This is a genomic window from Aquimarina sp. 433 (assembly GCF_054054605.1).
This window is the reverse complement of sequence record NZ_JBSWZK010000001.1, coordinates 428,153-451,757: the sequence shown is the minus strand read 5'-3', so window position 1 is coordinate 451,757 and position 23,605 is coordinate 428,153. Positions and strand designations below refer to the sequence as shown.

The window sequence follows — 23,605 nt, the reverse complement described above, 5'->3', positions numbered from 1 at the left end:
AATTTAATATTTTGAAAAATTTATAATTTGTTCTGAGTATTCACTTAATAATAATCCTAGTGAGTTTAATGTCCCTTCTAATTCATTAAGATCTAAGTTTTCTATTTGTAATGTATCTCTGAAGATTACCTTTTCACCAGTTTCATCTAGGACAAATGCTCCATGAACAATATCTCTGTTCTTTTGAAGCAAACTACGATACACTAGTTCATTCTTATTTTTTATATTAAAAATGTGCTGTTCAATGATCAAAATAGGTGGTGCAACACCTAGAATCAAGTTTTTAATCCCTTCGTTTTCTTTACTAATCATTATAATTCCATCACCGATATTTTCATGAATGATGTTGAAATTAAGGGTTAGTAAATATTCTTTCACCAGTTGGAAGTGATCTTGCATATGATGGTTGTTTTGATTGACAATTAGTAATTTATTCGCTGTTTATGACTTAGTATCAATATTACAAAAAGTAAGATAACTTTTCTACTATATCGACGGCTAAATTGACAATGTATTGTACTACGGATATCATGGGTATGTTGTTGTTTTATGATTAATGAATTTAGTTATGATGCTAAAATTTTTAGTATGTCCTATGATTTTGCCCAAAATCATTATACTTTTAAAAAGTATTTCTACTAAAATTAGCATTTATTAAATATATTAGCTAATATTGTTAGTGTAAAAGTACAATAATTTTTTATAATTGCAAATAAAATTAGCAAAAATGTCATTTTTTGGAAAAAATATTAAAAAAATTAGAAGTGTAAAGAGTTTGAGTCAACAAGCTTTTGCGGAGCTATTTGACTTAAAAAGAGGGACTTTGGGGGCGTATGAGGAAGGTAGGAGTGAGCCTAAAATAGATACGATAATAAAAATAGCTAATTATTTTAGCATAGCTATTGATAAGTTGCTAACTGATGAACTGACGGTAAATGAACTTTTAAAGTTTAAAGGAGATCTCACTACCTATGCAGAGGATATAAAGAGAGAACAATTTGCTGTGATACCTTGTATAACAGAAAGTACAGCTGGAGAATATATCTCCTTATATACTAAAGACAACTTTATAAAAGAGTTACCTACAATTCAATTACCAGTAAATCCTGCTAAAAAGTTTAGAGGCTATACGGTACTGAATTTAGAAATGACAAATCATGATCAAGGTTTTTATCCAAAGGATATCGTTATAGGAGAAGAAGTGCCTTCTAATGTCATTAAGAAATTGAATAATGGGACCTTGGTAGTAGCGTTAACAGATGCTAAATTAATCTTTAGAAGATTGTATATAACAAACAACAATGTTGTTTTGAGAGCGGATCATAAAAATATAGAAGACGAAGAATATCCAATTTCTGAAATTAAGGAAATGTGGCGGGTACGTTATGTGTTTTGTAAACGTATTCCTGAGTTTGCGGATGGAATGGAAGATAAATTACAAATGATAGAACAAGAGCTATTAAGAATGAAAGAAAAATTGAGATAAAACTTATCATCAAAAGCAGCGTAATTTTAAAAAGAGGTGCAACGGCTCCTCTTTTTTTATAGTAAGTATATCATTAAAAGATGCGTATTCATCTGTTTTTCATTGTAAATTATAAAATTCTCCTAATTAGCGCGTTGCTCAATATTTTTTTGATATCTTCCATTGGTTAATAAAGACATTAGCGTAAATTCCAATATAAATATTGCAACTCCATTTTGATGAATACAATTTTTGATGCGATCCGTTCTCAGAATTTAGAAGCGGTAGATAGCTTTCTAAAACAGGATCCAAGTTTAGTACATACAAAAGATCAAAGAGGATCTACACCTCTCTTACTTTCTACTTATTATGGTTTTTTGGATATAGCCAAATTGATTATAAGTCGAGGAGCGGATATTAATCAACAGGATGCTTCTGGAAATACCGCTTTGATGGGAGTTTGTTTTAAAGGGCATTATGAAATTGCAGAACTATTAATTTCTAATGGTGCAGATGTGGATATTAAAAGTTATAATGATGCCACGGCATTAATTTTTGCAGCTACTTTTGGTCAAAAAGAAATAATTAGATTATTGATTTCTAAAGGAGCAGATGTTGCCATCAAAGATAATACCGGTCGAACAGCTGAAATGCATGCTCAAAGTCATGGAATTGATTTTGCTGAATTATTGAATGAAACGGAGTGAGTTTAGATTCTCATATAACAGATATAAAATCGGTTAATATACGGTCCACAAATATTAAAAGACGGTTATTAATGTCCTCCACTACTGTAGGCACTCTCACGAAATATCTTCAAGATCATATTGGAACTGAAATATTGATTATTAATACCAATGTAGGTATGGAAATCTATTACTACGATAAGAATGATCATAGTCATTTTATAAAAGAGACTGCATTATTGCATACTATTAAGTTTGTAGATGCTTCGAAATTAAGATTTAAGAACTCTCTTAGTTCTGAAGAAGTTCGGAAAAATTTCACAGAGACTATAATTACTTTTGCACAATATCCGCAACTATTCTTGGCGTATGCAAAGAAATTTATTCATCTAAGAAATAATAATTCCCAAAGTAAATACATCATGCCTGCTTTGAATAGTTTTTTTGAAGATGCAATGGCGTTTTTGACTGAGACAGGTAAAGTGCCACACTATGATAAAATTCAAAGAGCAAAAAATAAATCCCAGAAGTTAGATGGAAATCAAAAAATAATTTACGATCTAATTTCTGAGATTTTACTTAAGAAACATAGAAAAAACTAAATATCTATGTGTTAGAATTCTGCGTTTAAAGGAGTTCTAGGGTAAGGTATTACATCTCTAATATTACCCATTCCTGTTACAAATAATACTAGTCGTTCAAAACCTAATCCAAAACCACTGTGCGTACAAGTTCCAAAACGACGAGTATCTAAATACCACCATAATTCTTCTTCAGGGATATTTAGAGCAGCCATTTTTTCTTTTAATACATCTAAGCGCTCTTCTCTCTGAGAACCTCCTACGATTTCACCAATTCCAGGGAATAAAATATCCATCGCTCTTACCGTTTTTCCATCCTCATTAAGTCTCATGTAAAAAGATTTAATGTCTGCTGGATAGTCAAATAAGATAACAGGACATTTAAAATGTTTTTCTACTAAGAAACGCTCATGTTCACTTTGTAAATCCGCTCCCCAATCATCGATAGGAAATTTAAATTTTTTCTTTTTATTAGGTTTAGAATTTTTAAGAATCTCAATTGCTTCCGTATAACTTACTCTTTTAAAGTTGTTCTCTAAGACAAACTTCAGCTTATCTCTAAGTAGCATCTCCGCTCTTTCGGCTTGAGGTTTTTGTTTGTCCTCCTGCACTAATCTGTTTTCTAAAAATTCTAGATCATCCTGGCAATTATCTAACACATATTGAATTACATATTTGATAAAATCTTCAGCCAAATCCATATTTCCATCGAGGTCACAAAAAGCAACTTCTGGTTCTACCATCCAAAACTCGGCAAGGTGACGAGAAGTATTAGAGTTTTCTGCTCTAAAAGTAGGTCCAAAGGTATATACCTGACCTAATCCCATAGCATAGGTTTCAGCTTCTAATTGTCCGGAAACTGTTAGATTAGTTTCTCCTCCAAAAAAATCTTGTTTGTAATCTACATTTCCATTTTCGTCTTTTGGAATATTGTTGAAGTCTAAATTAGTTACCTTGAATGCTTCTCCGGCTCCTTCAGCATCACTTTTAGTTATTACTGGCGTGTGTACGTAGTAAAAGTCATTTTTTTGAAAGTATTCATGAATGGCAAAAGATAATTTAGATCTCATACGCATAATTGCTCCAAACGTATTAGTTCGAACGCGTAAGTGAGCTTGTTCTCTTAACTTTTCCAAAGTATGACGCTTTGGAGACAAAATGGTAAGTTTCAATTCTTCTGGATCTGCTTCACCTTCAATAACAATATTCGAAACTTTTATTTCTACGCGTTGTCCTTTACCTTCACTTTCAGTAAGTGTTCCTTCTATAGAAAGTGCTGCACCAACATTAATTTTGGAAGTAATTTCACTATCGATCGTATTATCTTCAATTACACACTGAATGTTCTTAATAGTTGACCCATCGTTAATCGCAATAAATCGATCATTTCTAAAAGAACGAACCCATCCTTTTACAGATACAGGTTGCAATAGTTTGTCACTTGCTAGTACTTCTATTACTTTCGTATGTTTCATCTTTGTTTTTATTCTTTTTAATTGTTAGTTATAAATAACCATAATACATTTTAAGTTTATTCAAAATGATGTCATACATAAGGTTATTTATATCTATTTAGTTCATTTGTATGATAACAGGTTCATCGATTTCTGAATTTCTATTCTTCAATCAATATGGCACCTATTTCTGTTTGTACGTTATACCAAATAAATAGTATAAATTTTAAGTTAGCAAAGATAATTTTTTAATCTAATTAGGGCATTAGAATCTTACTCAAAAAATAAATGAATTATGTTCTTAGATGTTTTAATTCTTTTTTGAAGGGCAAATTGATGCTTTTTTCTTGTAGAACAGGATTTAGCGGTTTTTTCTAGAAGAATTTGATGTAAAAACCGTAAAAATAGAGGTTTTTGGGGAAAAAATCGCTTTTTTTGAAGTTTTTTTTATAATTGTATATAAAAATTCTTACATGATTATTTTTTGTAAATAATTGATAATGTGAATTTTGATTTTTACCAAATCTTTTAAGGACTACAAAAAAAAAGTTAAATATATATTTTTTTTATCGAAAGGGGGAAATTCCCCCCTAAAATGTGTTTCAAAATACAAAAAGGGAGCGTATCTTGCATATGCAATTATGACGATTGTGTTTACGTTAAGTTTAGTTCGATAGGTTTTGGGGTAATCTATCTTACACGGAGTCTCACTAGTTTGCTAGTGAGGCTTCTTTTTTTAGTAGAATTATTTTGATAAAATTAATGCTTAATTTATCGATTCTTTTTCTTCTTCTGGAAGTTCCTCATCGCTAGCAATGATCTTTAAAGAAGGTTCTTTTAAAGTCTTTTTATTAGCAATGCTACGTTCTAAAGAAAGTAATAGCGATGGTAATAATAATAGATTGGCTAGCATCGCAAACAACAAGGTTGCAGATACAAGACCTCCTAAAGCTTTGGTTCCTCCAAAACTAGAAATCATGAATACAGAAAAACCAAAAAATAAGACGGTAGATGTATAAAACATACTAACTCCCGTTTCTCTTAAAGCAGCAAATACTGATTTTCTAATTCTCCAGTGGTTTGATTTAAGTTCTTGTCTATATTTTGCTAAAAAGTGGATGGTGTCATCTACAGAAATACCAAAGGCAATACTAAATACTAAAATAGTAGAAGGTTTTATAGGTACTCCTAAAAATCCCATAAGTCCTGCTGTCATTAAAAGCGGCAATAGATTGGGAATTAATGAAATAATGATCATTTTAAAAGATCTAAACATCCATGCCATAAAAAGTGCTATCAATATAATAGCTAACCCTAAAGAAAATATAAGATTCCAGACTAGATACGTGGTTCCTTTTTGAAAGATCAGAGCCTTACCAGTAAATGAAATTTCATAACGATCTTTTGGAAACAGTTTCTCTAATTTTGGAGCAAGATTAGCTTCTATTCTTTCCATTTCTTCAGTTCCAACATCTTTCATAAATGTTGTGATTCTGGCGTACTGTCCAGTAGAGTCTACATAGCTGTTCATTGCTCCCGCTTCAGACTCAAAACTTTTGGCATAGGGCAAAATAAAATTACGCTCCTGACTTGTAGGTAGTTGATAGTACTTAGGATTTCCATTGTAGTAGGTCTGTTTAGCATACTTTACTAAGTTTACAATAGAAATGGGTTTTGATAATTCTGGAGTTTCTTCCAATAATTCTTCCAACTGTTCCATTCTGCGTAGTGTAGGTAGTTTAAGAACTCCTTGCTTACGTTTGGTGTCGATTAAGATTTCTAAAGGCATGATGCCATCAAACTCGTCCTCGAAGAACTGAATATCTTGGAAAAAACCAGCAGATTTGGGCATGTCCTCTAACAAACTTCCCGAAACTTTAATGGTATAAATCCCAATGATACTGGCAATAAGAATAATTAATGAAGTAGTGTATATGGTGATTCGTCTGTTTTTTACTGCATGCTCCATCCAGTTTACTAATCGCTCAACCCATCTCTTTCCAAGGTGTTTTAGGTGTCTTTCTTTTGGCTGAGGCATATAGCTATAAATAATAGTAATTACCAGTAAGCATAGGATAAAGAGTGCTACAATATTAATCGCAGCTACAATACCAAATTCTTTCAATAACTTACTCTCTGTTAAAGCGAAAGTAGCAAAACCTGCCGCTGTCGTCACATTGGTCATTAATGTGGCGTTACCTACTTTGGTAATAACCCTTTGTAGTGATTTAGCTTTATTACCGTGTTTTTTAATTTCCTGTTGGTATTTGTTTATTAAGAAAATACAATTTGGTATTCCAATAACAATCACCAAAGGAGGTATAATTGCGGTTAGTACTGTAATTTCGTATTCTAGTAATCCAAGTAATCCAAAAGCCCACATTACTCCAATAATCACGGCTGTCATTGATATAAATGTGGCTCTGAAAGACCTAAAAAAGAAGAAGAAAATCAAGGATGTAACTAATAAAGCTGCTAAAATAAAAATCTGAATCTCATCCATAATGTTTTGAGAATTCATAGTTCTTATATACGGCATTCCGGATACTTTTACATCCATTCCGTATTTTTCTTCAAAAGCTTCTATTCTAGGATTTAGGATATCTTCAATGAATTTTTTTCGAACAATTGTATTTACAATTTCTTTGTTTAGATAGATTGCACTTTGAATTGTCTTGGACTTGTTACTGTAGATGAGCCCTTCGTAAAAAGGTAGTTTGTTAAATAGTTCATGCTCATATTCAGAAACTTGTTTTTCTGTGTAGATACTATCTTTTATGAAAGGTATGAGTTCGAATCGAGGAGGGTTATTCTCTTTTTTAAGCGTTTTTAAATCACTTACAGAGATTACAAGATCGATTTCGCTGTATTTTTTAAATGAATCATTAAAATCATTCCAAGCTTTTAGTTTGGTTGGAGTAAATAATGTGCTATCATTTATAGCCATTACAATAAGGTTACCCTCGTCACCAAATTTATCAAGAAATTCCTGATATTTTAAGTTAACTTCATGATCATCCGGAAGTAGATTTGCTTCTGTAAAGGAAAAACGCATATTTTTCCATTGGAAACCAAGAAAAACTGTGATACCAATAATCACGATAAATATTGCTGCTCTATTGCGGAGTATAATCCCAGCTAATGTATTCCAAAACCCGAAAGTTAGTAACTTTGCCATTCTCAATTTTCCTTGTGCAAATGTAAGGATTTGAGAACTTAATCTTTAAAATTCTGAAAAGAAAAACGAATAAATAATAGGGACTTACAGCTTAAGGTAAAAAGTGAATTTAAAAGCTATGTTGTCCTCAAATTTAGGTAGGTGATATGCACCATATCTATACGCAAAACTAAGCCCAAAACCAGCAAAAAGTTTGTTGATTTCGAAACCAGATTCTTGATAACCTCTCTGCAATGAATTAAAATCAACTCCTTGATGATTGTCTCTATTACTTACATCTCCAATAGCATATCTTGTTATAAGAACCATTTCGGGCTTAAACCAACTGGCTAACTTAAATGGTCTTAATCGATGTCTTATTTGTAATGTAGCTAAACGATCACTAAAAAATTCACTAAAAAACATAGTTTCAAAACTTCTTCTGCCCGCTACTGAGAACCTTTGAAAAACAGTTTCTTTGGTAGGCGCGTTGGGATACGCATGATATAGATGTGTTAATGGAACATCACCACTTGCTATGTCAGCTTCTAGTAATAAGCTAGTGCTTGATTGATTAAGGCGGTTAATAATATATTCGGCTTTAATCCCAATCTTACTGTAATTGAAGTTGCTATCAAATATTCCTTTATAACCTTGAGTATACTGTGCAGTTATTTTAGGATATCCATCTTGTATTTCTTTAAAACCATTGGGGGTTTTTAGAAACTTGCTAAAAGGACTCCATCTCAGTGCAATTGTAGATTCTGCAGTTTTATATTGAGAAAAAGTTTCGCCGTTGTTTATGAATGTATAGCCCCCAGTTTGATCAATATTACTCACCGAAAACTGTGCTTCAGATAATAATTTAGGTAAAATTCTATGTTGTAAGCTAGAACTCCAAGTTCGGTGTTTATAATAGAAGTCTATATTTACTAAACGTGGTTCGAAAAGAGAGTACACTCTTCTGTCGGTTAAATAGAAAAAGCTTCCTACTTCTCTTAAATCGTCTGTGTAATTTACATTCAGCCAGGATCCTGAATCTTTGTTTAATAAAACTCCTCCTCCAATACCAAATTTAAATTTGGCATCTCTAAAACCATAAACTAAGTATCCTTCTGCACGAAAACGTTTTGAAAACTTCTCATTCGTTAAACCTCCTAATCCCAAACGCAATCCTTCGAAATTGTTGTATTTAATAGGGTAGGTAAGATCAAAATCGAAAAAACCCACAGGATAGTATCCTATATTAAAACTCTGAATAACATCGATTCTTCGTTCAATATTTTGTGCTTGTACAATACTGTCTACGACTGTAAAGGATTTTAGATCTTTTTCGGTTATAGCGCTGGTACGGTATTCGTTCCAGTATTCTTCACTTCTATTAGTTGCATCCGGATCAATTTCAATAGCCGATTGCTGTATTTTTATCTTGGTATCTGGTTTTGTGTTATAATCAAAAAAGTCTGTTTTGGATATTAAAAAATCATTATTTCCAGTAAAACTTTTCTTATCATTTCCTAGTCTTCCTACTGATATTTGCCCTCCGAATAAAGTGACCTTCTGTTTTCCAATTCCTGGTCGAATTGTTACTTCTTGGTCTAGGGGCAACCATAATTTCTCTTCTGAATTATATTCGAAATTATGATTTACTAATACGTTCAGTTCTCCTCGCAATTCCGCAACTGCTTTTTGAATTGCTAAGGTTTCCATATCCAAATATAAAACGCCTTCCAGACTTGCTATTCTCTTTGATCTTCTGGGTTGGAATAAAATCACATACGCAGGTCTTTTTCCTTGGGTAGTGTCTAAAACCTTATAATAATAGTTTTTTAGTGCTCTATTAGATAGAGGGCCAGCATATCGATTATTGAAAATAATATAATTTTCTTTGTATAAAGAGTTAGATTGTATTTTAATTCCTAATACATTATAAACAGGTTTATTGAAACCGGTCATTCGTGACGCTAGAACGGTTTCTTTTTCATCTCGTCCTTTATTGAATTGATGAAGGCTAATTTTTTCTGATAGGAAGGAGTGGGCGTCATTAAAAATTCTTTCCATATCAGCACCAGTAGTATCTGGAGTCTCAAATCTAGCTTGGTTATCTTCTGTGATCTTAAACTTGTTGTAAGTTTTGTAGCTATAGTTGGATAAAGCTTTGTTAGGGTTATTCTTGTCCTTGTTGGAAATTGCTTGTTTAATGATATTTGAAGCAATGCTTCCTGGAATATCTAATGTTACAGTTTCGAGATCTTCCAGTTTTGGAGACAGTTGTATTTCTACTTTTACAACATCTTCGGATTTAATGGAGAACTTTTTGGTATGATATCCTACATAGCTTATGGTAAGATTTACTGGGTAGCTATCACATCGTATTACAAACTCTCCTGTAGAAGATGTTAATGCGTACGCATTGTGATCTGTTTTAACAGTGGCAAAGGGTAAGGGTTTGTTGGTGCTTTGATCAATTACTTTTCCGGTAATGCTAATTTGTGATAGAACAACAAAATGGGTAAAAAATAATAAACAGAAAAGTTTGTTTTGCATTATCCGCGAATCATAATAATTGAGTTAAAAATGTACAAAAGTGTTTTTTTGATCAAAAAAAACACTTTTGTGTAGAATTGTAAAGAAATTATACCGTCATAATTTCTTTTTCTTTGACAGCTAGCATTTCATCAATTTTCTTAATGAAATTATCCGTTAACTGTTGGATATCTGTTTCGGCATTTTTTGCCATATCTTCAGATAGTCCATCTTTTTCTAGTTTTTTGATTTCGTTATTGGCATTTTTTCTATCATTTCGAACACCAACTTTAGAATCTTCTGCTTCAGCTTTGGCTTGTTTTACAAGATCTCTACGGCGCTCTTCTGTTAACGGAGGAACGCTTATAATTACACTTTCTCCATTATTCATGGGATTGAACCCAAGGTTGGCTACCATAATCGCTTTTTCAATTTCTTGAATAAGGGATTTTTCAAATGGTTGTATGGTAATAGTTCTTGCGTCGGGTGTATTTACGTTTCCTACTTGATTTAAAGGTGTAGGACTACCGTAATATTCTACCATAACACCACTCAGCATAGCTGGAGATGCTTTTCCTGCTCGTATTACAGTTAATTGTTTTTCTAAATGAGCGATAGCGCCCTGCATAGATTCTTTGGTTGAATCAAGAATAAAATCTACTTCTTCGTTCATTTGTGTATAATTCTTTTCTGTATTAATGTATGAATCAAAAAATGAGCCATTTTATGATTACTAAAGATTTACTTTGGTTCCAATAGATTCTCCAGAAACTACTTTAAGTAAATTTCCAGCTTTGTTCATATCGAAAACTATAATAGGTAATTCGTTTTCTTGGCTTAAAGTAAAGGCTGTTGTATCCATAACTTTAAGACCTTTGCTTAAAACATCATCAAATGTAATAAAATCAAATTTAGTGGCATCTGCATTTTTTTCTGGATCATCTGTGTAGATTCCATCTACTCTTGTTCCTTTTAGAATAACATCAGCGTTGATTTCAATAGCTCTTAATACCGCTGCAGAATCTGTAGTGAAATATGGATTTCCAGTTCCGCCGCCAAAAATTACAACTCTTCCTTTTTCAAGATGTCTAAGAGCTCGCCTTTTTATAAAAGGTTCAGCAACTTCATTGACTTTTATTGCAGATTGTAATCTCGTTGGAATATCAGCGTCTTCCAATGCGCTCTGAAGGGCTAAACCGTTGATTACTGTAGCAAGCATCCCCATGTGATCAGCTTGTACTCTATCCATACCTTTGCTGGCTCCAGCAACACCTCTAAAAATATTACCACCACCTATTACTATAGCAACTTCAACACCTTTTTCTGTTATTTGTTTGATCTCATGAGCATATTCTGCTAATCTTTTTGGGTCAATACCGTATTGGCGTTCTCCCATAAGAGCTTCACCGGATAGTTTTAGTAATATTCTTTTGTATTTCATGATTTGTTTATAGTGTGCTGCAAATATAATGATATTCTTAATTAAGAAAATACTTTGATAGCTAAAGGTAATTCCTAATAAAACCAGAAAAAATGTTAAAAATAATGGTTTGATTTAAAAAAGGGTTCTTTTCCCCTAACACCTCTATTGATTGGTGTTTGATAATGTTTTAGGTTTGCCAAAGGGAAAACAAAATAGGGGGAGATGAGAGGCGTTTTTGAAATAATGATAAAACATTTTTAGAGTTTACAAATTCACTTCGGTGTGATTTGTAATCTAGACTAATTGGGGAGTTAGTCTTTTATGGGGTAGCATTTTGGAGGGGTCCAAAATGTTTAAAGGAGATGTTTTAGAAGTTATTAGAAAATGCTTCGAAAAATGACGAAAAAAACCGCTTCAAAATGAAGCGGTTTTTGATTTTATAAACTAAAGTAACATTTCCGTTACTTTGCTGATTTTTATAAAGAAATTCTCTCGAATCCTACTACAGAAACATCACCCAATGATCCAACGTATTCTCCAACAGTTTTCTTTTCATCTTTGATGAAATTCTGGTCAAGAAGACATTGCTCTTGATCTAAGGTTGTGTTATCAGAGATGAATCTCTCTAATTTACCTGGAAGAATTCTGTCCCAGATTTGTTCTGGTTTACCTTCAGCTTTTAATTCAGCTTTTAATCTTTCTTCAGCTTCAGCAATTACAGCATCAGTTAACTGAGATCTTGAGATAAACTGAGGAACATTTTTTAAGGTTTTTCCTAATCTTACAAGTTCTTCGTTTTCTTTTTCAATGGCTGCAATTCTAGCTTGCGTCTCAGAAGCTACATATTCTGGGTCAAAATCTTTATAAGATAAAGTTGTTGCTCCCATAGAGGCAACTTGCATAGAAATGTCTTTTGCTAGTGCTTCAGCTTCATCTATACTTGTAGATAAACCTGTAAGAGCACCGATTTTATTACCATGGATGTATGATCCAACGAAAGGAGCTTCTAATACTTTGAAATCTCCAATTTCTATTTTCTCACCGATAACTCCAGTTTGCTCAATAAGCTTCTCCTGAACAGTCATTCCGTTAAAATCTGCAGCTAATAATTCATCTTTAGTTGAGCTGTTTAATGCTAACTCAGCTAATTCTTTTGCTAAAGAAACGAAAGATTCATTTTTTCCTACGAAATCAGTTTCGCAGTTAAGAGAAACGATTACACCTTTATTTTTAGCATCATTAACTTTTGCGATAACTGCTCCTTCAGAAGATTCTCTGTCAGCTCTTTTATCTGCTATTTTTTGTCCTTTTTCTCTAAGGATTTTTATTGCTTTGTCAAAATCTCCATCAGCTTCAACAAGTGCTTTCTTGCAATCCATCATTCCGGCACCTGTAGCTTTACGTAATTTACTTACTTCTGCGGCTGTTATTTTTGCCATAACGTTTTAGTATTTAATGTGTTTGTGTAAAAAACAAGTCGTTTAGTTGTAATTACTACGAAAGTAAAGAACTAAACGACTCATTAATTTTATATTAAAGTTAAGTTTTGCAAGATTAACTTTAATGTTTATAATTTTTAATGATTAAAAGCAATCAATGAATGTTTATTCTTCTTCTTGCTTAGCAGCTTCAGCAACCACAGGTGCTTCCTCAGCTTTTGGTGCAGCTTCTGCTGCCGGAGCTGGCGCTTTTTCAGCTGGAGCAGCTGCTTTTGGTTCTTCTTTAGAAGCTTTTCTTTCGTTTAATCCTTCGATAATCGCATCACTTACATAAGTCATAACCTTATCAATTGATTTAGAAGCATCATCATTTGCAGGGATTACATACTGAACCTGACGAGGATCAGAATTTGTATCTACCATTGCAAAAATAGGAATGTTTAATTTTTGTGCTTCTTTTACTGCGATGTGCTCACGAGTGATGTCTACTACGAACAATGCTCCAGGTAGACGAGTCATATCAGAAATAGAACCTAAATTCTTTTCTAATTTAGCTCTTAAACGATCTACTTGTAAACGCTCTTTTTTAGATAAAGTGTTAAAAGTACCATCTTTCTTCATTCTATCGATAGCAGCCATCTTCTTAACTGCTTTACGAATAGTAACAAAGTTAGTTAGCATTCCACCAGGCCATCTTTCAGTGATGTAAGGTTGATTAGCTTTAGATGCTTTTTCAGCAACGATTTCTTTTGCTTGTTTTTTGGTAGCTACAAAAAGAATTTTTCTACCAGAAGCTGCGATTTTCTTTAAAGCTTCACTAGCTTCGTCAATCTTAGCAGCAGTTTTGTATAGGTTGATGATGTGGATTCCGTTGCGCTCCATATAAATATATGGTGCCATGTTTGGATCCCATCTTCTTGTCAGGTGACCGAAATGTACACCTGCATCAAGTAAGTCTTTTACTTCGATATTGTTTGCCATTTTTGTAATAGTTTACGTTCTGTTGAATTAGCAATATTCAAGTGGCTATCGTTTTTCTGATAAGGCCTTGAACATTTAGATGCTAAACTAACTCCCATTTGTGGGATAACAACAAATACATTTTTAATAAATTAACGTTTAGAGAACTGGAATTTCTTACGAGCTTTCTTCTGACCGAATTTCTTACGCTCTACCATTCTTGGGTCTCTAGTTAATAAACCTTCTGGTTTAAGAATAGCTCTGTTTTCCTGATCTAGCTCACATACTGCTCTTGATATAGCAAGTCTAACAGCTTCAGCTTGTCCAGTAATACCACCACCGTATACATTTACATTTACATCGTACTTGTCCTCATTACCAGTTAAGGCAAAAGGTTGGTTCACTTTGTATTGTAATGTAGCAGTAGGAAAATAAACGTTAAGATCTTTTTTGTTGATCGTAACTTTTCCTGAACCTTCTTTTAGGTAAATTCGAGCTACAGCCGTTTTTCTACGACCAATTTTGTGAATAACTTCCATTACTTAAATTCTTTTAAGTTAATAGTTTTAGGTTGCTGAGCTTCCTGATTGTGTTCTGCTCCAGCATATACCTTTAAATTACGGAATAAAGCTGCTCCTAATTTGTTTTTAGGTAACATTCCTTTTACCGCTTTTTCGATTAAACGCTCTGGGTTTTTGTCAAATAATTCCTGAGCAGTAAGACTTCTTTGCCCTCCAGGATATCCTGTGTGACGGATATAAGATTTATCAGTCCACTTTTTTCCTGTTAAGTTGATTTTTTCAGCGTTTGTAATGATAACATTATCACCGCAATCAACATGTGGGGTAAAGCTAGGTTTGTGCTTTCCTCTTAATAGTATTGCAACTACTGAAGATAGGCGTCCTAAAGTCTGTCCTTCAGCATCGATATGTATCCATTCCTTTGAAACGGTTGCCTTGTTGGCAGATGCTGTTTTGTAACTTAATGTGTCCACACTAACTAATTTTACTAATTAAACATTCCTTTCCTATATAAAATAGGGGTGCAAATGTACGATTATATATTTAGATAGCAAACAGGTAGTTGATATTATTTTGAAAGGATGATTGCTTGGTTTTCAGATAGATCAATTATTCTATTGTTTTTTCAAAGTTTTATTTCTCTGTAAGAAAGAAATCGATGTTAATATTTTATTAAATAATAAAATAAACTGTGACAAAAAATAATTATTTAAGTCCTTGTGTAAACATCAATCAACAAAACCAATCAACATGAAGTGCACTATCCAAGTGTTAGTATTACTTCTTTTTGCTTTATCAGCGAATGCTCAAGATTCTACGAAAGTAAAAAAAAGAATATATACTACTAAACCTCTTCAGGGTTCTGAGGCACCAACCATAAATGGATTAATCGATGAGTCAAGTTGGGATCTAGTAGAATGGTCAGGAGATTTTATTGAAAATGAACCTGATGAAAACACTCCTCCTAGTCAGCAAACAAAGTTTAAAATATTATATGACCAAAAATACCTTTATATAGCATATAGGTGTTATGATACAGAGCCAGATAAAATAGAAAAAAGGCTGTCTAGAAGAGACGGTTTTGCGGGAGATTGGGTAGAGATTAATTTAGATAGTTATCACGATAAAAGAACTGGTTTTTCATTTACTATTACTGCAGCAGGAGTAAAGGGAGATGAATTTATCTCTGATAATGGGAATAATTGGGATGGTAGTTGGAATCCGATTTGGTATACCGCTACGAATATTGACGAGGAAGGATGGACCGCTGAAGTAAAAATTCCATTAAGTCAATTAAAGTTCGGAAAAAGCAAAGAACAAATATGGGGGCTTCAGGTAAATCGCAGGTTTTTTAGAAAAGAAGAAAGATCTGTTTGGCAAAGAATACCACAAGATGCACCTGGATGGGTAAGTGAATTCGGAGAGTTGCATGGTCTAATAGATATAGAACCGCAAAAGCAGTTAGAGATACAACCTTTTGCAGTGACTCAGTATGATACCTTTCCAGCTGAAGATGGAAATCCGTTTAGAGATGGAGATGATTTTAAATTAAATGGTGGTTTGGATGCTAAAATTGGTATTACCAACGACCTAACTATGGATTTAACAGTAAATCCTGATTTTGGTCAAGTTGAAGCCGATCCTGCTGCGATAGCCTTAGATGGGTTCCAGATATTTTTTAGAGAACAACGGCCATTTTTTGTAGAGAATAAGAATATTTTCGATTATCAATTTGCAAATGGTTTTGATAATGTCTTTTACTCTAGGAGGATAGGTAGAAGCCCTCAAGGTTCTATTGGGTCTAGTCCTGTAAACACAGAATTCGTAGATAGACCTAATAATACTACAATTTTAGGAGCAGCAAAATTTAGTGGAAAAACGAAAGACGGATGGTCGATAGGTATATTAGAAAGTGTAACACAACGTGAAATTGCTAAAATAGAGGATGCTGATGGTAATAGGAGAGAAACAATTGTAGAGCCACTTACTAATTATTTTGTGGGTCGAGCTCAGAAAGATTTTAATGATCGGAATACCTATATCGGCGGAATTTTTACCGCTACAAATCGTAATCTTGGTGATATTTTAAATATTGATTATGATAATCCGGATACAGATGAAACTTCTGAATTAACTGGATTGCGAGAAAATAACCTGAACTTTTTAAGAAAGGCTGCGTACTCTGGAGGTTTAGATTTTAGACATAATTGGAAAGATAGAAAGTATTTTATAGAAGGAAATTTTGTAACGAGTCATGTAGAAGGATCTAAAGAGGCTATTGAAGCAACACAAAACGAACTCACACATCTTTTTCAGCGTGTGGATGCGGATCATGTGGAGGTAGATCCAAATAGAACATCTTTAACAGGAACAGGAGGGAAATTGATTGGAGGAAAATCCGGCGGTGGTAATTGGCGATACACTGCCGGAGTTTTCTGGAGATCTCCTGAGTTAGAATTAAATGATATTGGATTTTTAAGACAGGCCGACGATATTAGACAATTTGCCAATGTGCGCTATTTATTTCTAAAACCTACAAAATTTTATAGAAGAGCTAATGTGAGTTTTGAACAAACTTCAGCTTTTGATTTTGAAGGAAATTTTAATAGGATTCAGTATGAATTTAATGGATTTATTAATTATAAGAATAATTGGTGGACAGAAGTAGGGGCAGCTCATAAGCCAAGAATTTTTACCAATACTATATTAAGAGGAGGTCCGAGATGGCGTTTTTCTGAAGAGAATTTTGCGTTTTTGTTCTTTGGTTCGGATAGTAGAAAGAAATTTAATTTTACCATGGGGTACGTTAACTCTGGAGCGAGACAAAATAACTTTACTTTTCATCGATATGTTTTAAGAATGCGATATCAGCCTTTTAATGCTTTAAGCGTTTCTCTGAATCCAGAATTTGAAAGGAACCCTAATAAGACGCAGTATGTAACTGAGGTTGACTTTAATGGAACTCCAAGATATATTACAGCTAGAATTGATCAGCAAACATTAAGTGCTAGTATACGTCTTAATTATAATATAAATCCGAACCTCACAATTCAGTATTACGGACAGCCTTTTATTTCCAGAGGGACTTATACAGATTTTAACTATGTAAATAATCCGATTGCTTCTGATTTGAACGAACGAGTAACGCTGTATGATAATAATCAAATTTCGTTAGCAGATGGAACTTATTCGGTTGATGAAGACGGAGGAGGGGTAGATTATTCATTTGGAGATCCTGATTTTGCCTTTGTTCAGTTCAGATCTAATTTGGTACTGCGTTGGGAGTATATTCCAGGATCTGAAATTTTTCTGGTTTGGTCACAAGGGATTACAGGTTCAGGGAATCCGGGAGATCATTTATTTAGAAGTTTAGATAATCAAATTTTTGGACAGCAACCAGAGAATACTTTTTTGATCAAAGCTACTTACCGGTTTGTTTTATAAAAATTTAAAAAAGGTTTCAAGAAAGTTTTTATATCGAAGTTTTTTACCTGTATTATTGCAATAATTAAGATTGTTGCTTTATGAAATGTTTTTTTAAAATTGCGATTGCTCTTTTTGCTATTGGTTGTACGGCCCAAAAAGAACAAAAAGAAGAGTTTCAGATTGAGTCAAAGCCAGTAGTTGAAAAGACGGATTCTTTGTCCTTTTTTCTAGAACATTACGAAAAGTTTTTTGCGACAAATTTTAATATTTCCGAATGCCCTGGTGCAGCGGTTGTAATCGTAAAGGATTCAACAGTTGTATATCAAAAGGGTTTTGGAGTCAAAGAAATTCATACTACTGACTCTGTTGATGTTAATACGGTTTTTAGAATTGCAAGTTTATCTAAAGGAGTAACATCTGTTTTAGCGGGTAATTTAGCAGATCGGAACGAACTTCAGTGGAATCAAAACGTAAAGCAAACTGTTAAAAATTTTAGTTTAAAAGATAAAGCTCAGGCAGAAAGGCTTACCGTTAATCATTTACTTTCTCATACTACAGGGTTGTACAAATACACTAATTCCAAATTGATTCATAAAGGGATGTCTTTGCAGAGTATTATATCTAATTTTAGATATAATGGTGTTGTGGCTAAGGAAGGAACGACGTACGATTATCAAAATGCGGTTTTTTCTGTAATCGAAAAGATAATGGAAAGTAATACTCAAAAGTCATTTGATACATTACTGGAAGAACGATTGTTTGGACCCGCTGGGATGACTAATGCTTCTAGTAGTTACTTGGGGATTAAAAATAATGGTAATGTAGCTTTGCCTCATAAATGGAATCATTATTCTAAGAAATATTCTCTAACAAATCTTCATAAAAACTATTACAATGTAGCTGCTGCAGGTGGTATTAATGCATCCATATCGGATATGGGAGCGTATCTAAAAGTATTGTTGGGGTATCGCCCGGATATTATCTCTAAAGAGAGCTTGTCCGAAATTTTTAATCCTATGATTTGTACGAGTGATAATGAAACCTATGTGAATTTATGGGATGGAGTTACTGATTCATATTATGCTAAAGGTTGGCGAATTTTGGATTATCGAAATAGGAGAATCGTATACCATGGTGGAAATGTAAACCAATACAAAACGCAGTTAATGATTGATCCAGAAAATGGAATTGGTGTTTGTGTTCTATTTAATGGTCCAAATCCGTTTAATGGGCCTGTGATACCTACATTTTTGAATTACTATGATTTTTTTACTGCAACAATGGGTAATTAGGGTTTATTGAGTGATGTTTAAAATAAATATGTGGTTCTTTTGTTATAAGAATGAGCAATGAATCTTTATTAATAATTAAAACTCAAAAACAATGAAAACCAATTTTTTTCTTTTTGCAATTTGCAGCGCACTAATCTTTACTTCTTGTAGTAATGATGATGATGGAGAAGTTTCGGATATGGTTTCTTTAGTAGGTACTTGGGAGCTTACTTCCGCGACTGGTGGATTACCGGTTGATTTAGATATGGATGGAAATGCATCCACAAACCTTTTAGAAGAACTTTCTTGTTTCGAAGATGTAATTACGGTTAATGAAGATGACACCTATAATCAGGAGGTTACAGAAATTACTGTTGATGTAGAGCCAGGTATACCACCAGTGGTGACAGCAAGTTGTACAGGGAATACGCTTATGGAAACTGGTTCGTGGAGTTTGGATGGGGATCAATTAACTTTTACTCCTACCGGAATGGATCCCACAACGGTAACAATTACGTTAACACAAACAACACTTTCTTTTACAGATACTTTAGATGATTTAGGAGAAATCGACTTAATCTTTACTAGACAGTAATACGTTGCGTGTACATAAAATAAAAAGAGCTTCTCGATAAGGAAGCTCTTTTTATTTTATTTGTATTCTTAAGTTACTTTTCTTGTTGGTCAGCTAGTAGGTCTTTAGATTCTTTTTCCGCAAGAGCTTCTTGGTGTTCCTTTTCTGCTAATAGTTTTTTCTGATAACGTCCTTGTACGATGTCTACAATAACCAATACTACAATTACAAAATAAAAGGTAGCTTTACTCATTTGGGTAACCTCATTGTTAAAAATGTATAAATGCGCAAGGTGACCTCCTTCAGATAGCAGCATAATTCCTACTATGAATAATATAAACAACCCAAGTACCTCATACATTCTATTTTTTTGAAGGAAATTAGATACTTTATCAGCCAAGACAATCATTAGAACGCCACCTAATATGATAGCAATTGACATTAAAACTAGTTGAGGAACATAATCCATATCGCTGGTTAAGGCCATTGCGCTAAGTATAGAATCAAATGAAAAAACCAAATTCATGATAACAATCCATAAAATGACTTTATTAATAGAGCCTTTTTTGTCTTCCTTATCGGTTTCTTCATGTTCTTTTAATAACATCATATGCCAAATCTCCTTTATTGCGGTATATATAATGAATACACCTCCCGCAAGTACAATAAGGCTATGAACGTTAAGATTGAATTCAAGAATACCATTATCATGGAGACTTAAAAAAGGTTCCTGAAAATATTGAATAAGCGACATCAAAACAAAAAGTAAAACTATTCTTAAGATAATGGCTAGGCCAACTCCCATTTTTCTAACAAAACTTTGTTTTTCTGGTGGTGCTTTTTTGGATTCTAAAGAAATGTATAATAGGTTATCAAATCCTAAGACTGCTTGTAGTAATACTAGCATTAAAAGGGTTACAAGGCTTTCTACGGTAAAAAGTTGTTCCATGAAAATGTTTTGATTGGTTTGTTGTTTTAATCTATTGGTATAAAATTATTAAAAGTAGTTACAATATTAATGCGCTTCGAGCCAATTAGTCCCTAAACCTAAATCTACATCTAATGGAACGGCTAGTTTATAAGCATTCTCCATTTCAGATTGAATCAGAGATTTGATTTCTTCTAATTCGGATTTAAATACATCAAAAACCAATTCATCATGTACCTGAAGTAGCATTTTGGTTTTATAATTACTTTCTTTTAGCTTTTTATGAATATTAATCATTGCTATTTTAATAATATCAGCAGCACTTCCCTGTATAGGTGCATTAACTGCATTTCGTTCTGCTGCTCCTCTCACTACTGCATTAGCCGAGTTAATATCTTTTAGGTAACGACGTCTTCCTAATACCGTTTGTACATATCCGTTTTCTCTAGCAAAATCTACTTGTTCACTCATGTAATTGCGCAGTTTCGGATATGTCTTATAATAGGTGTCTATGAGTTCTTTTGCTTCGCTTCTGGAAAGGTTGGTTTGGTTGCTTAGACCAAAAGCTGAAACTCCATAAATAATACCAAAGTTTACTGTTTTTGCATTACTACGTTGTTCTCTAGTAACCTCAGAAATTGGAACATTAAAAACCTTAGCGGCAGTAGAAGCATGAATATCTTCTCCATTTTTAAACGCACTGATCATAGTCTCTTCTTCACTCAAAGCAGCTATAATTCGTAATTCTATTTGCGAATAATCCGCAGCTAACAAGGTGTAATCTTCACTACGTGGAACAAATGCTTTTCGTACCTGTCTTCCGCGTTCGGTTCTTATCGGAATATTCTGAAGATTAGGATTGTTGGAGCTTAAACGCCCAGTAGCAGCGACGGTCTGCATATAGTCTGTATGAACTCTACCAGTATTTTCATTTACCTGATTCGGTAGTGCATCTACATAAGTGCTTTTTAGTTTAGATAAGCCTCTGTAATCTAATATGTTTTGGATAATTTTATGATCTTTTGCTAAATAAGAAAGTACATCTTCTGCAGTAGAATATTGACCCGTCTTCGTTTTTTTCGGTTTGTCTACTAGCTTCATTTTTTCAAACAGAACAATTCCCAGTTGTTTGGGAGAAGCAATATTAAATTCTTCACCAGCTTCGGTATAGATGTTTGATTCTAAGGTTTTAATATCTTTGTCTAGCTCTTCAGATAACGATTGTAAAAACTCTTTGTCTAAATTAATACCTTCAATTTCCATATCTGCAAGTACTCGTAATAAAGGTACTTCGATATCTTCGAAAAGTGATAATATGTTTGCTGCGTTAAGTTCGGGAGTGAAATGCTCTTTTAGTTGATATGTAATGTCTGCATCTTCAACAGCGTACTCTGTTTGTTTCTCCTGTGGAACTTGTCTAAAGGATAATTGATTCTTTCCTTTTTTTCCAATTAACTCTGTGATCGACACTGGAGTATAGTTTAAGTATGTTTCGGAAAGAACATCCATATTATGTCTCATATCTGGATTGATTAGATAATGAGCTAACATAGTGTCAAAGAGTTTACCTTTTACTTCTAAGTTGTATTTAGCTAAAACTTTGATGTCGTATTTTAAGTTTTGACCAATTTTTACAATATCTTCAGCTTCGAAGAAAGGTCTAAGAAGCTCGATTAATTCTTGTGCTTCATTTTTGTCTTCAGGAAACGGAATATAAAACCCTTTTCCAGCTTCCCAAGAAAAAGCAATACCAACTAATTCAGCAGTTAGAGGGTCTAAACCGGTAGTTTCTGTATCAAAACAAACATTATTTTGTTTCAATAAATTTTGTAGAAATAATTTCATCGCCATGCCAGGTGCAACACTCTGGTAAAAATGCTCGGTATTAGATATGTTTTTTCTCGATGATAAAGAATCTGTAGAAGACGATTCTTCATTGCCTCCAAATAATGAAAACTGACCAGCTCCTGCAGTACCAGTAGATTTCTTAGTCGCTGTTGCGGTAGTGTTCTCTTCTGATGGAAAAAAGATTTTGGTGAATTGATCTGTTAATCTTCTAAATTCTAACTCTCCAAATATTTCTTTTACCTTTTTCTCATCAGGCGTAGAAATCTCATAATCTTTTGCATCAAACGTAACATCACAATCTAAAATTATGGTGGCCAATTTTTTGGACAGAAGCCCTAATTCTTTATTAGCTTCTACCTTTTCTTTCATTTTCCCTTTTAACTGATCGATGTTTTCAAACAATCCTTCCATCGATCCATAGGCTGCAATAAACTTTTTTGCAGTTTTGTCTCCAACACCTGGTAAGCCAGGTATGTTATCTACGGCATCACCCATCATACCTAGATAATCAATAACTTGTTCTGGTCGTTCTACTTCAAATTTTTTCTGAACTTCAGGAATTCCCCATATTTCGATACCATTTCCCATGCGAGCAGGGCGATACATAAATATATTTTCGGAAACAAGTTGTGCATAATCTTTGTCAGGCGTAACCATATAGGTTTTGTATCCTTCTTTTTCAGCTTGTTTTGCTATAGTTCCTATAAGATCATCTGCCTCTACTCCTGCTTTTTCTATAATAGGAATATGCATTGCTTTTAAAATTTCCTGGATAATTGGGACTGCAATTTTTATGGCTTCTGGAGTTTCATCTCTATTGGCTTTATATTCAGGAAATATTTCCAATCGGTCTTTACTCCCTGCTTTATCAAACGCAACTGCCAGGTGATCTGGTTTTTCTCTTTTAATAACATCAAAAAGGGAGTTTACAAAACCCATAATCGCAGAGGTATCTTGCCCTTTAGAATTAATTCTTGGGTTTTTGATTAAGGCGTAATATCCACGAAAAATTAGTGCATAGGCATCCAGTAGAAAAAGACGTTTTTGTGACATGTTTTGAATTCTATTTTTAAAAATGCAAGATAAAAATAAGATTAATGAAAATGGGTTTAAATCATACTAAATAAGAAATGCCGCCAATAAATGACGGCATTTCGCCCCAAAATAAAATTGATAACAATGTTATCAATTGCTATAAATACGATAGTAATTTTCTATAAATAAAGTAGATTTTTTTTGTACATCCCCATGTTCTTCCTGTGAAACGAAGGTACGAATAAAAATTATACATATGAAAGAAAAATGTAAGATTTCTAACGTTAAGAATTAGGCATCATTGGTAAACC

General features: G+C 33.3%; 18 protein-coding genes. 6 read left to right on the top strand and 12 right to left on the bottom strand.

The window, feature by feature from the left end:
* Nucleotides 1-3: 3 nt before the first annotated feature.
* The gene (locus ACWNT5_RS01995; RefSeq protein ID WP_299603628.1) at nucleotides 4-399 is read right to left on the bottom strand and encodes a type III secretion system chaperone family protein; all 396 of its coding nucleotides are present in this window, start codon (nucleotides 397-399) and stop codon (nucleotides 4-6) included.
* A 328-nt stretch (nucleotides 400-727) separates the two neighbouring features.
* Between ACWNT5_RS01995 and ACWNT5_RS01990 the strand changes: the two genes are divergently transcribed.
* The 3 genes from ACWNT5_RS01990 (at nucleotide 728) to ACWNT5_RS01980 (ending at nucleotide 2,753) form a co-directional block, all read left to right on the top strand.
* Nucleotides 728-1,486, top strand: coding sequence for a helix-turn-helix domain-containing protein (locus ACWNT5_RS01990; protein ID WP_456516447.1), 759 nt, complete (start codon nucleotides 728-730; stop codon nucleotides 1,484-1,486).
* Nucleotides 1,487-1,704: 218 nt separating this feature from the next.
* Nucleotides 1,705-2,172, top strand: a complete 468-nt coding sequence (locus tag ACWNT5_RS01985; RefSeq protein WP_456516446.1) for an ankyrin repeat domain-containing protein — start codon at nucleotides 1,705-1,707, stop codon at nucleotides 2,170-2,172.
* A 71-nt stretch (nucleotides 2,173-2,243) separates the two neighbouring features.
* Nucleotides 2,244-2,753 (top strand): hypothetical protein, encoded by a 510-nt coding sequence (locus ACWNT5_RS01980; RefSeq protein ID WP_456516445.1) that lies wholly within the window; start codon nucleotides 2,244-2,246, stop codon nucleotides 2,751-2,753.
* A gap of 11 nt (nucleotides 2,754-2,764) precedes the next feature.
* Here the strand turns inward: ACWNT5_RS01980 and asnS are convergent, their stop codons facing one another.
* The 9 genes from asnS to rplM all read right to left on the bottom strand — a co-directional run bounded on the left by asnS (nucleotide 2,765) and on the right by rplM (nucleotide 14,685).
* On the bottom strand, nucleotides 2,765-4,207 hold the full coding sequence (gene asnS, locus ACWNT5_RS01975; protein WP_299894912.1) for an asparagine--tRNA ligase: 1,443 nt from the start codon (nucleotides 4,205-4,207) through the stop codon (nucleotides 2,765-2,767).
* Nucleotides 4,208-4,952: 745 nt separating this feature from the next.
* Entirely contained in the window at nucleotides 4,953-7,364 is a 2,412-nt protein-coding gene (locus tag ACWNT5_RS01970; protein ID WP_343911582.1) for an efflux RND transporter permease subunit, read from the bottom strand.
* 84 nt (nucleotides 7,365-7,448) lie between these two features.
* The gene (locus tag ACWNT5_RS01965) at nucleotides 7,449-9,890 is read right to left on the bottom strand and encodes a DUF5686 family protein (protein ID WP_456516444.1); all 2,442 of its coding nucleotides are present in this window, start codon (nucleotides 9,888-9,890) and stop codon (nucleotides 7,449-7,451) included.
* Between the two features lie 88 nt (nucleotides 9,891-9,978).
* Nucleotides 9,979-10,542: a ribosome recycling factor gene (frr, locus tag ACWNT5_RS01960; protein WP_219007079.1), complete on the bottom strand. Its 564-nt coding sequence runs from the start codon at nucleotides 10,540-10,542 to the stop codon at nucleotides 9,979-9,981.
* A 60-nt stretch (nucleotides 10,543-10,602) separates the two neighbouring features.
* The gene (gene pyrH, locus ACWNT5_RS01955) at nucleotides 10,603-11,310 is read right to left on the bottom strand and encodes a UMP kinase (RefSeq protein ID WP_299604669.1); all 708 of its coding nucleotides are present in this window, start codon (nucleotides 11,308-11,310) and stop codon (nucleotides 10,603-10,605) included.
* Nucleotides 11,311-11,768: 458 nt separating this feature from the next.
* Complete coding sequence (gene tsf, locus ACWNT5_RS01950; protein WP_299894918.1) at nucleotides 11,769-12,731, bottom strand: translation elongation factor Ts; 963 nt, start codon at nucleotides 12,729-12,731, stop codon at nucleotides 11,769-11,771.
* Nucleotides 12,732-12,896: 165 nt separating this feature from the next.
* Nucleotides 12,897-13,712: a 30S ribosomal protein S2 gene (gene rpsB, locus ACWNT5_RS01945; RefSeq protein WP_456516443.1), complete on the bottom strand. Its 816-nt coding sequence runs from the start codon at nucleotides 13,710-13,712 to the stop codon at nucleotides 12,897-12,899.
* Nucleotides 13,713-13,843: 131 nt separating this feature from the next.
* A complete protein-coding gene (gene rpsI, locus ACWNT5_RS01940; RefSeq protein ID WP_299603607.1) occupies nucleotides 13,844-14,230 on the bottom strand; it encodes a 30S ribosomal protein S9 in 387 nt (128 codons plus the stop codon).
* The gene (gene rplM, locus ACWNT5_RS01935) at nucleotides 14,230-14,685 is read right to left on the bottom strand and encodes a 50S ribosomal protein L13 (protein WP_299603604.1); all 456 of its coding nucleotides are present in this window, start codon (nucleotides 14,683-14,685) and stop codon (nucleotides 14,230-14,232) included. The genes rpsI and rplM overlap by 1 nt, the downstream gene beginning before the upstream one ends.
* 277 nt (nucleotides 14,686-14,962) lie before the next feature.
* Between rplM and ACWNT5_RS01930 the strand changes: the two genes are divergently transcribed.
* The 3 genes from ACWNT5_RS01930 (at nucleotide 14,963) to ACWNT5_RS01920 (ending at nucleotide 19,504) form a co-directional block, all read left to right on the top strand.
* Nucleotides 14,963-17,656 (top strand): DUF5916 domain-containing protein, encoded by a 2,694-nt coding sequence (locus ACWNT5_RS01930; RefSeq protein ID WP_456516442.1) that lies wholly within the window; start codon nucleotides 14,963-14,965, stop codon nucleotides 17,654-17,656.
* 80 nt (nucleotides 17,657-17,736) lie between these two features.
* Nucleotides 17,737-18,930: a serine hydrolase domain-containing protein gene (locus ACWNT5_RS01925; RefSeq protein ID WP_456516441.1), complete on the top strand. Its 1,194-nt coding sequence runs from the start codon at nucleotides 17,737-17,739 to the stop codon at nucleotides 18,928-18,930.
* Nucleotides 18,931-19,021: 91 nt separating this feature from the next.
* Nucleotides 19,022-19,504: a lipocalin family protein gene (locus ACWNT5_RS01920; protein WP_456516440.1), complete on the top strand. Its 483-nt coding sequence runs from the start codon at nucleotides 19,022-19,024 to the stop codon at nucleotides 19,502-19,504.
* Between the two features lie 73 nt (nucleotides 19,505-19,577).
* Here ACWNT5_RS01920 and ACWNT5_RS01915 read toward each other — a convergent pair whose 3' ends face one another.
* Nucleotides 19,578-20,432, bottom strand: a complete 855-nt coding sequence (locus tag ACWNT5_RS01915; protein ID WP_456516439.1) for a TerC family protein — start codon at nucleotides 20,430-20,432, stop codon at nucleotides 19,578-19,580.
* A gap of 66 nt (nucleotides 20,433-20,498) precedes the next feature.
* Entirely contained in the window at nucleotides 20,499-23,312 is a 2,814-nt protein-coding gene (gene polA / locus ACWNT5_RS01910; protein WP_299603588.1) for a DNA polymerase I, read from the bottom strand.
* Nucleotides 23,313-23,605: the final 293 nt, after the last annotated feature.

Excerpts from the sequence above, each read along its gene's own strand:
- ACWNT5_RS01920 (WP_456516440.1), top strand. The coding sequence starts at position 19,022 with ATGAAAACCAATTTTTTTCTTTTTGCAATTTGCAGCGCACTAATCTTT.
- rpsB (WP_456516443.1), bottom strand. The coding sequence starts at position 13,712 with ATGGCAAACAATATCGAAGTAAAAGACTTACTTGATGCAGGTGTACAT.
- asnS (WP_299894912.1), bottom strand. The coding sequence starts at position 4,207 with ATGAAACATACGAAAGTAATAGAAGTACTAGCAAGTGACAAACTATTG.
- ACWNT5_RS01980 (WP_456516445.1), top strand. The coding sequence starts at position 2,244 with ATGTCCTCCACTACTGTAGGCACTCTCACGAAATATCTTCAAGATCAT.
- ACWNT5_RS01985 (WP_456516446.1), top strand. The coding sequence starts at position 1,705 with ATGAATACAATTTTTGATGCGATCCGTTCTCAGAATTTAGAAGCGGTA.
- tsf (WP_299894918.1), bottom strand. The coding sequence starts at position 12,731 with ATGGCAAAAATAACAGCCGCAGAAGTAAGTAAATTACGTAAAGCTACA.
- frr (WP_219007079.1), bottom strand. The coding sequence starts at position 10,542 with ATGAACGAAGAAGTAGATTTTATTCTTGATTCAACCAAAGAATCTATG.
- ACWNT5_RS01925 (WP_456516441.1), top strand. The coding sequence starts at position 17,737 with ATGAAATGTTTTTTTAAAATTGCGATTGCTCTTTTTGCTATTGGTTGT.
- ACWNT5_RS01930 (WP_456516442.1), top strand. The coding sequence starts at position 14,963 with ATGAAGTGCACTATCCAAGTGTTAGTATTACTTCTTTTTGCTTTATCA.
- ACWNT5_RS01990 (WP_456516447.1), top strand. The coding sequence starts at position 728 with ATGTCATTTTTTGGAAAAAATATTAAAAAAATTAGAAGTGTAAAGAGT.
- ACWNT5_RS01995 (WP_299603628.1), bottom strand. The coding sequence starts at position 399 with ATGCAAGATCACTTCCAACTGGTGAAAGAATATTTACTAACCCTTAAT.
- pyrH (WP_299604669.1), bottom strand. The coding sequence starts at position 11,310 with ATGAAATACAAAAGAATATTACTAAAACTATCCGGTGAAGCTCTTATG.
- rpsI (WP_299603607.1), bottom strand. The coding sequence starts at position 14,230 with ATGGAAGTTATTCACAAAATTGGTCGTAGAAAAACGGCTGTAGCTCGA.
- ACWNT5_RS01965 (WP_456516444.1), bottom strand. The coding sequence starts at position 9,890 with ATGCAAAACAAACTTTTCTGTTTATTATTTTTTACCCATTTTGTTGTT.
- ACWNT5_RS01970 (WP_343911582.1), bottom strand. The coding sequence starts at position 7,364 with ATGGCAAAGTTACTAACTTTCGGGTTTTGGAATACATTAGCTGGGATT.
- ACWNT5_RS01915 (WP_456516439.1), bottom strand. The coding sequence starts at position 20,432 with ATGGAACAACTTTTTACCGTAGAAAGCCTTGTAACCCTTTTAATGCTA.
- polA (WP_299603588.1), bottom strand. The coding sequence starts at position 23,312 with ATGTCACAAAAACGTCTTTTTCTACTGGATGCCTATGCACTAATTTTT.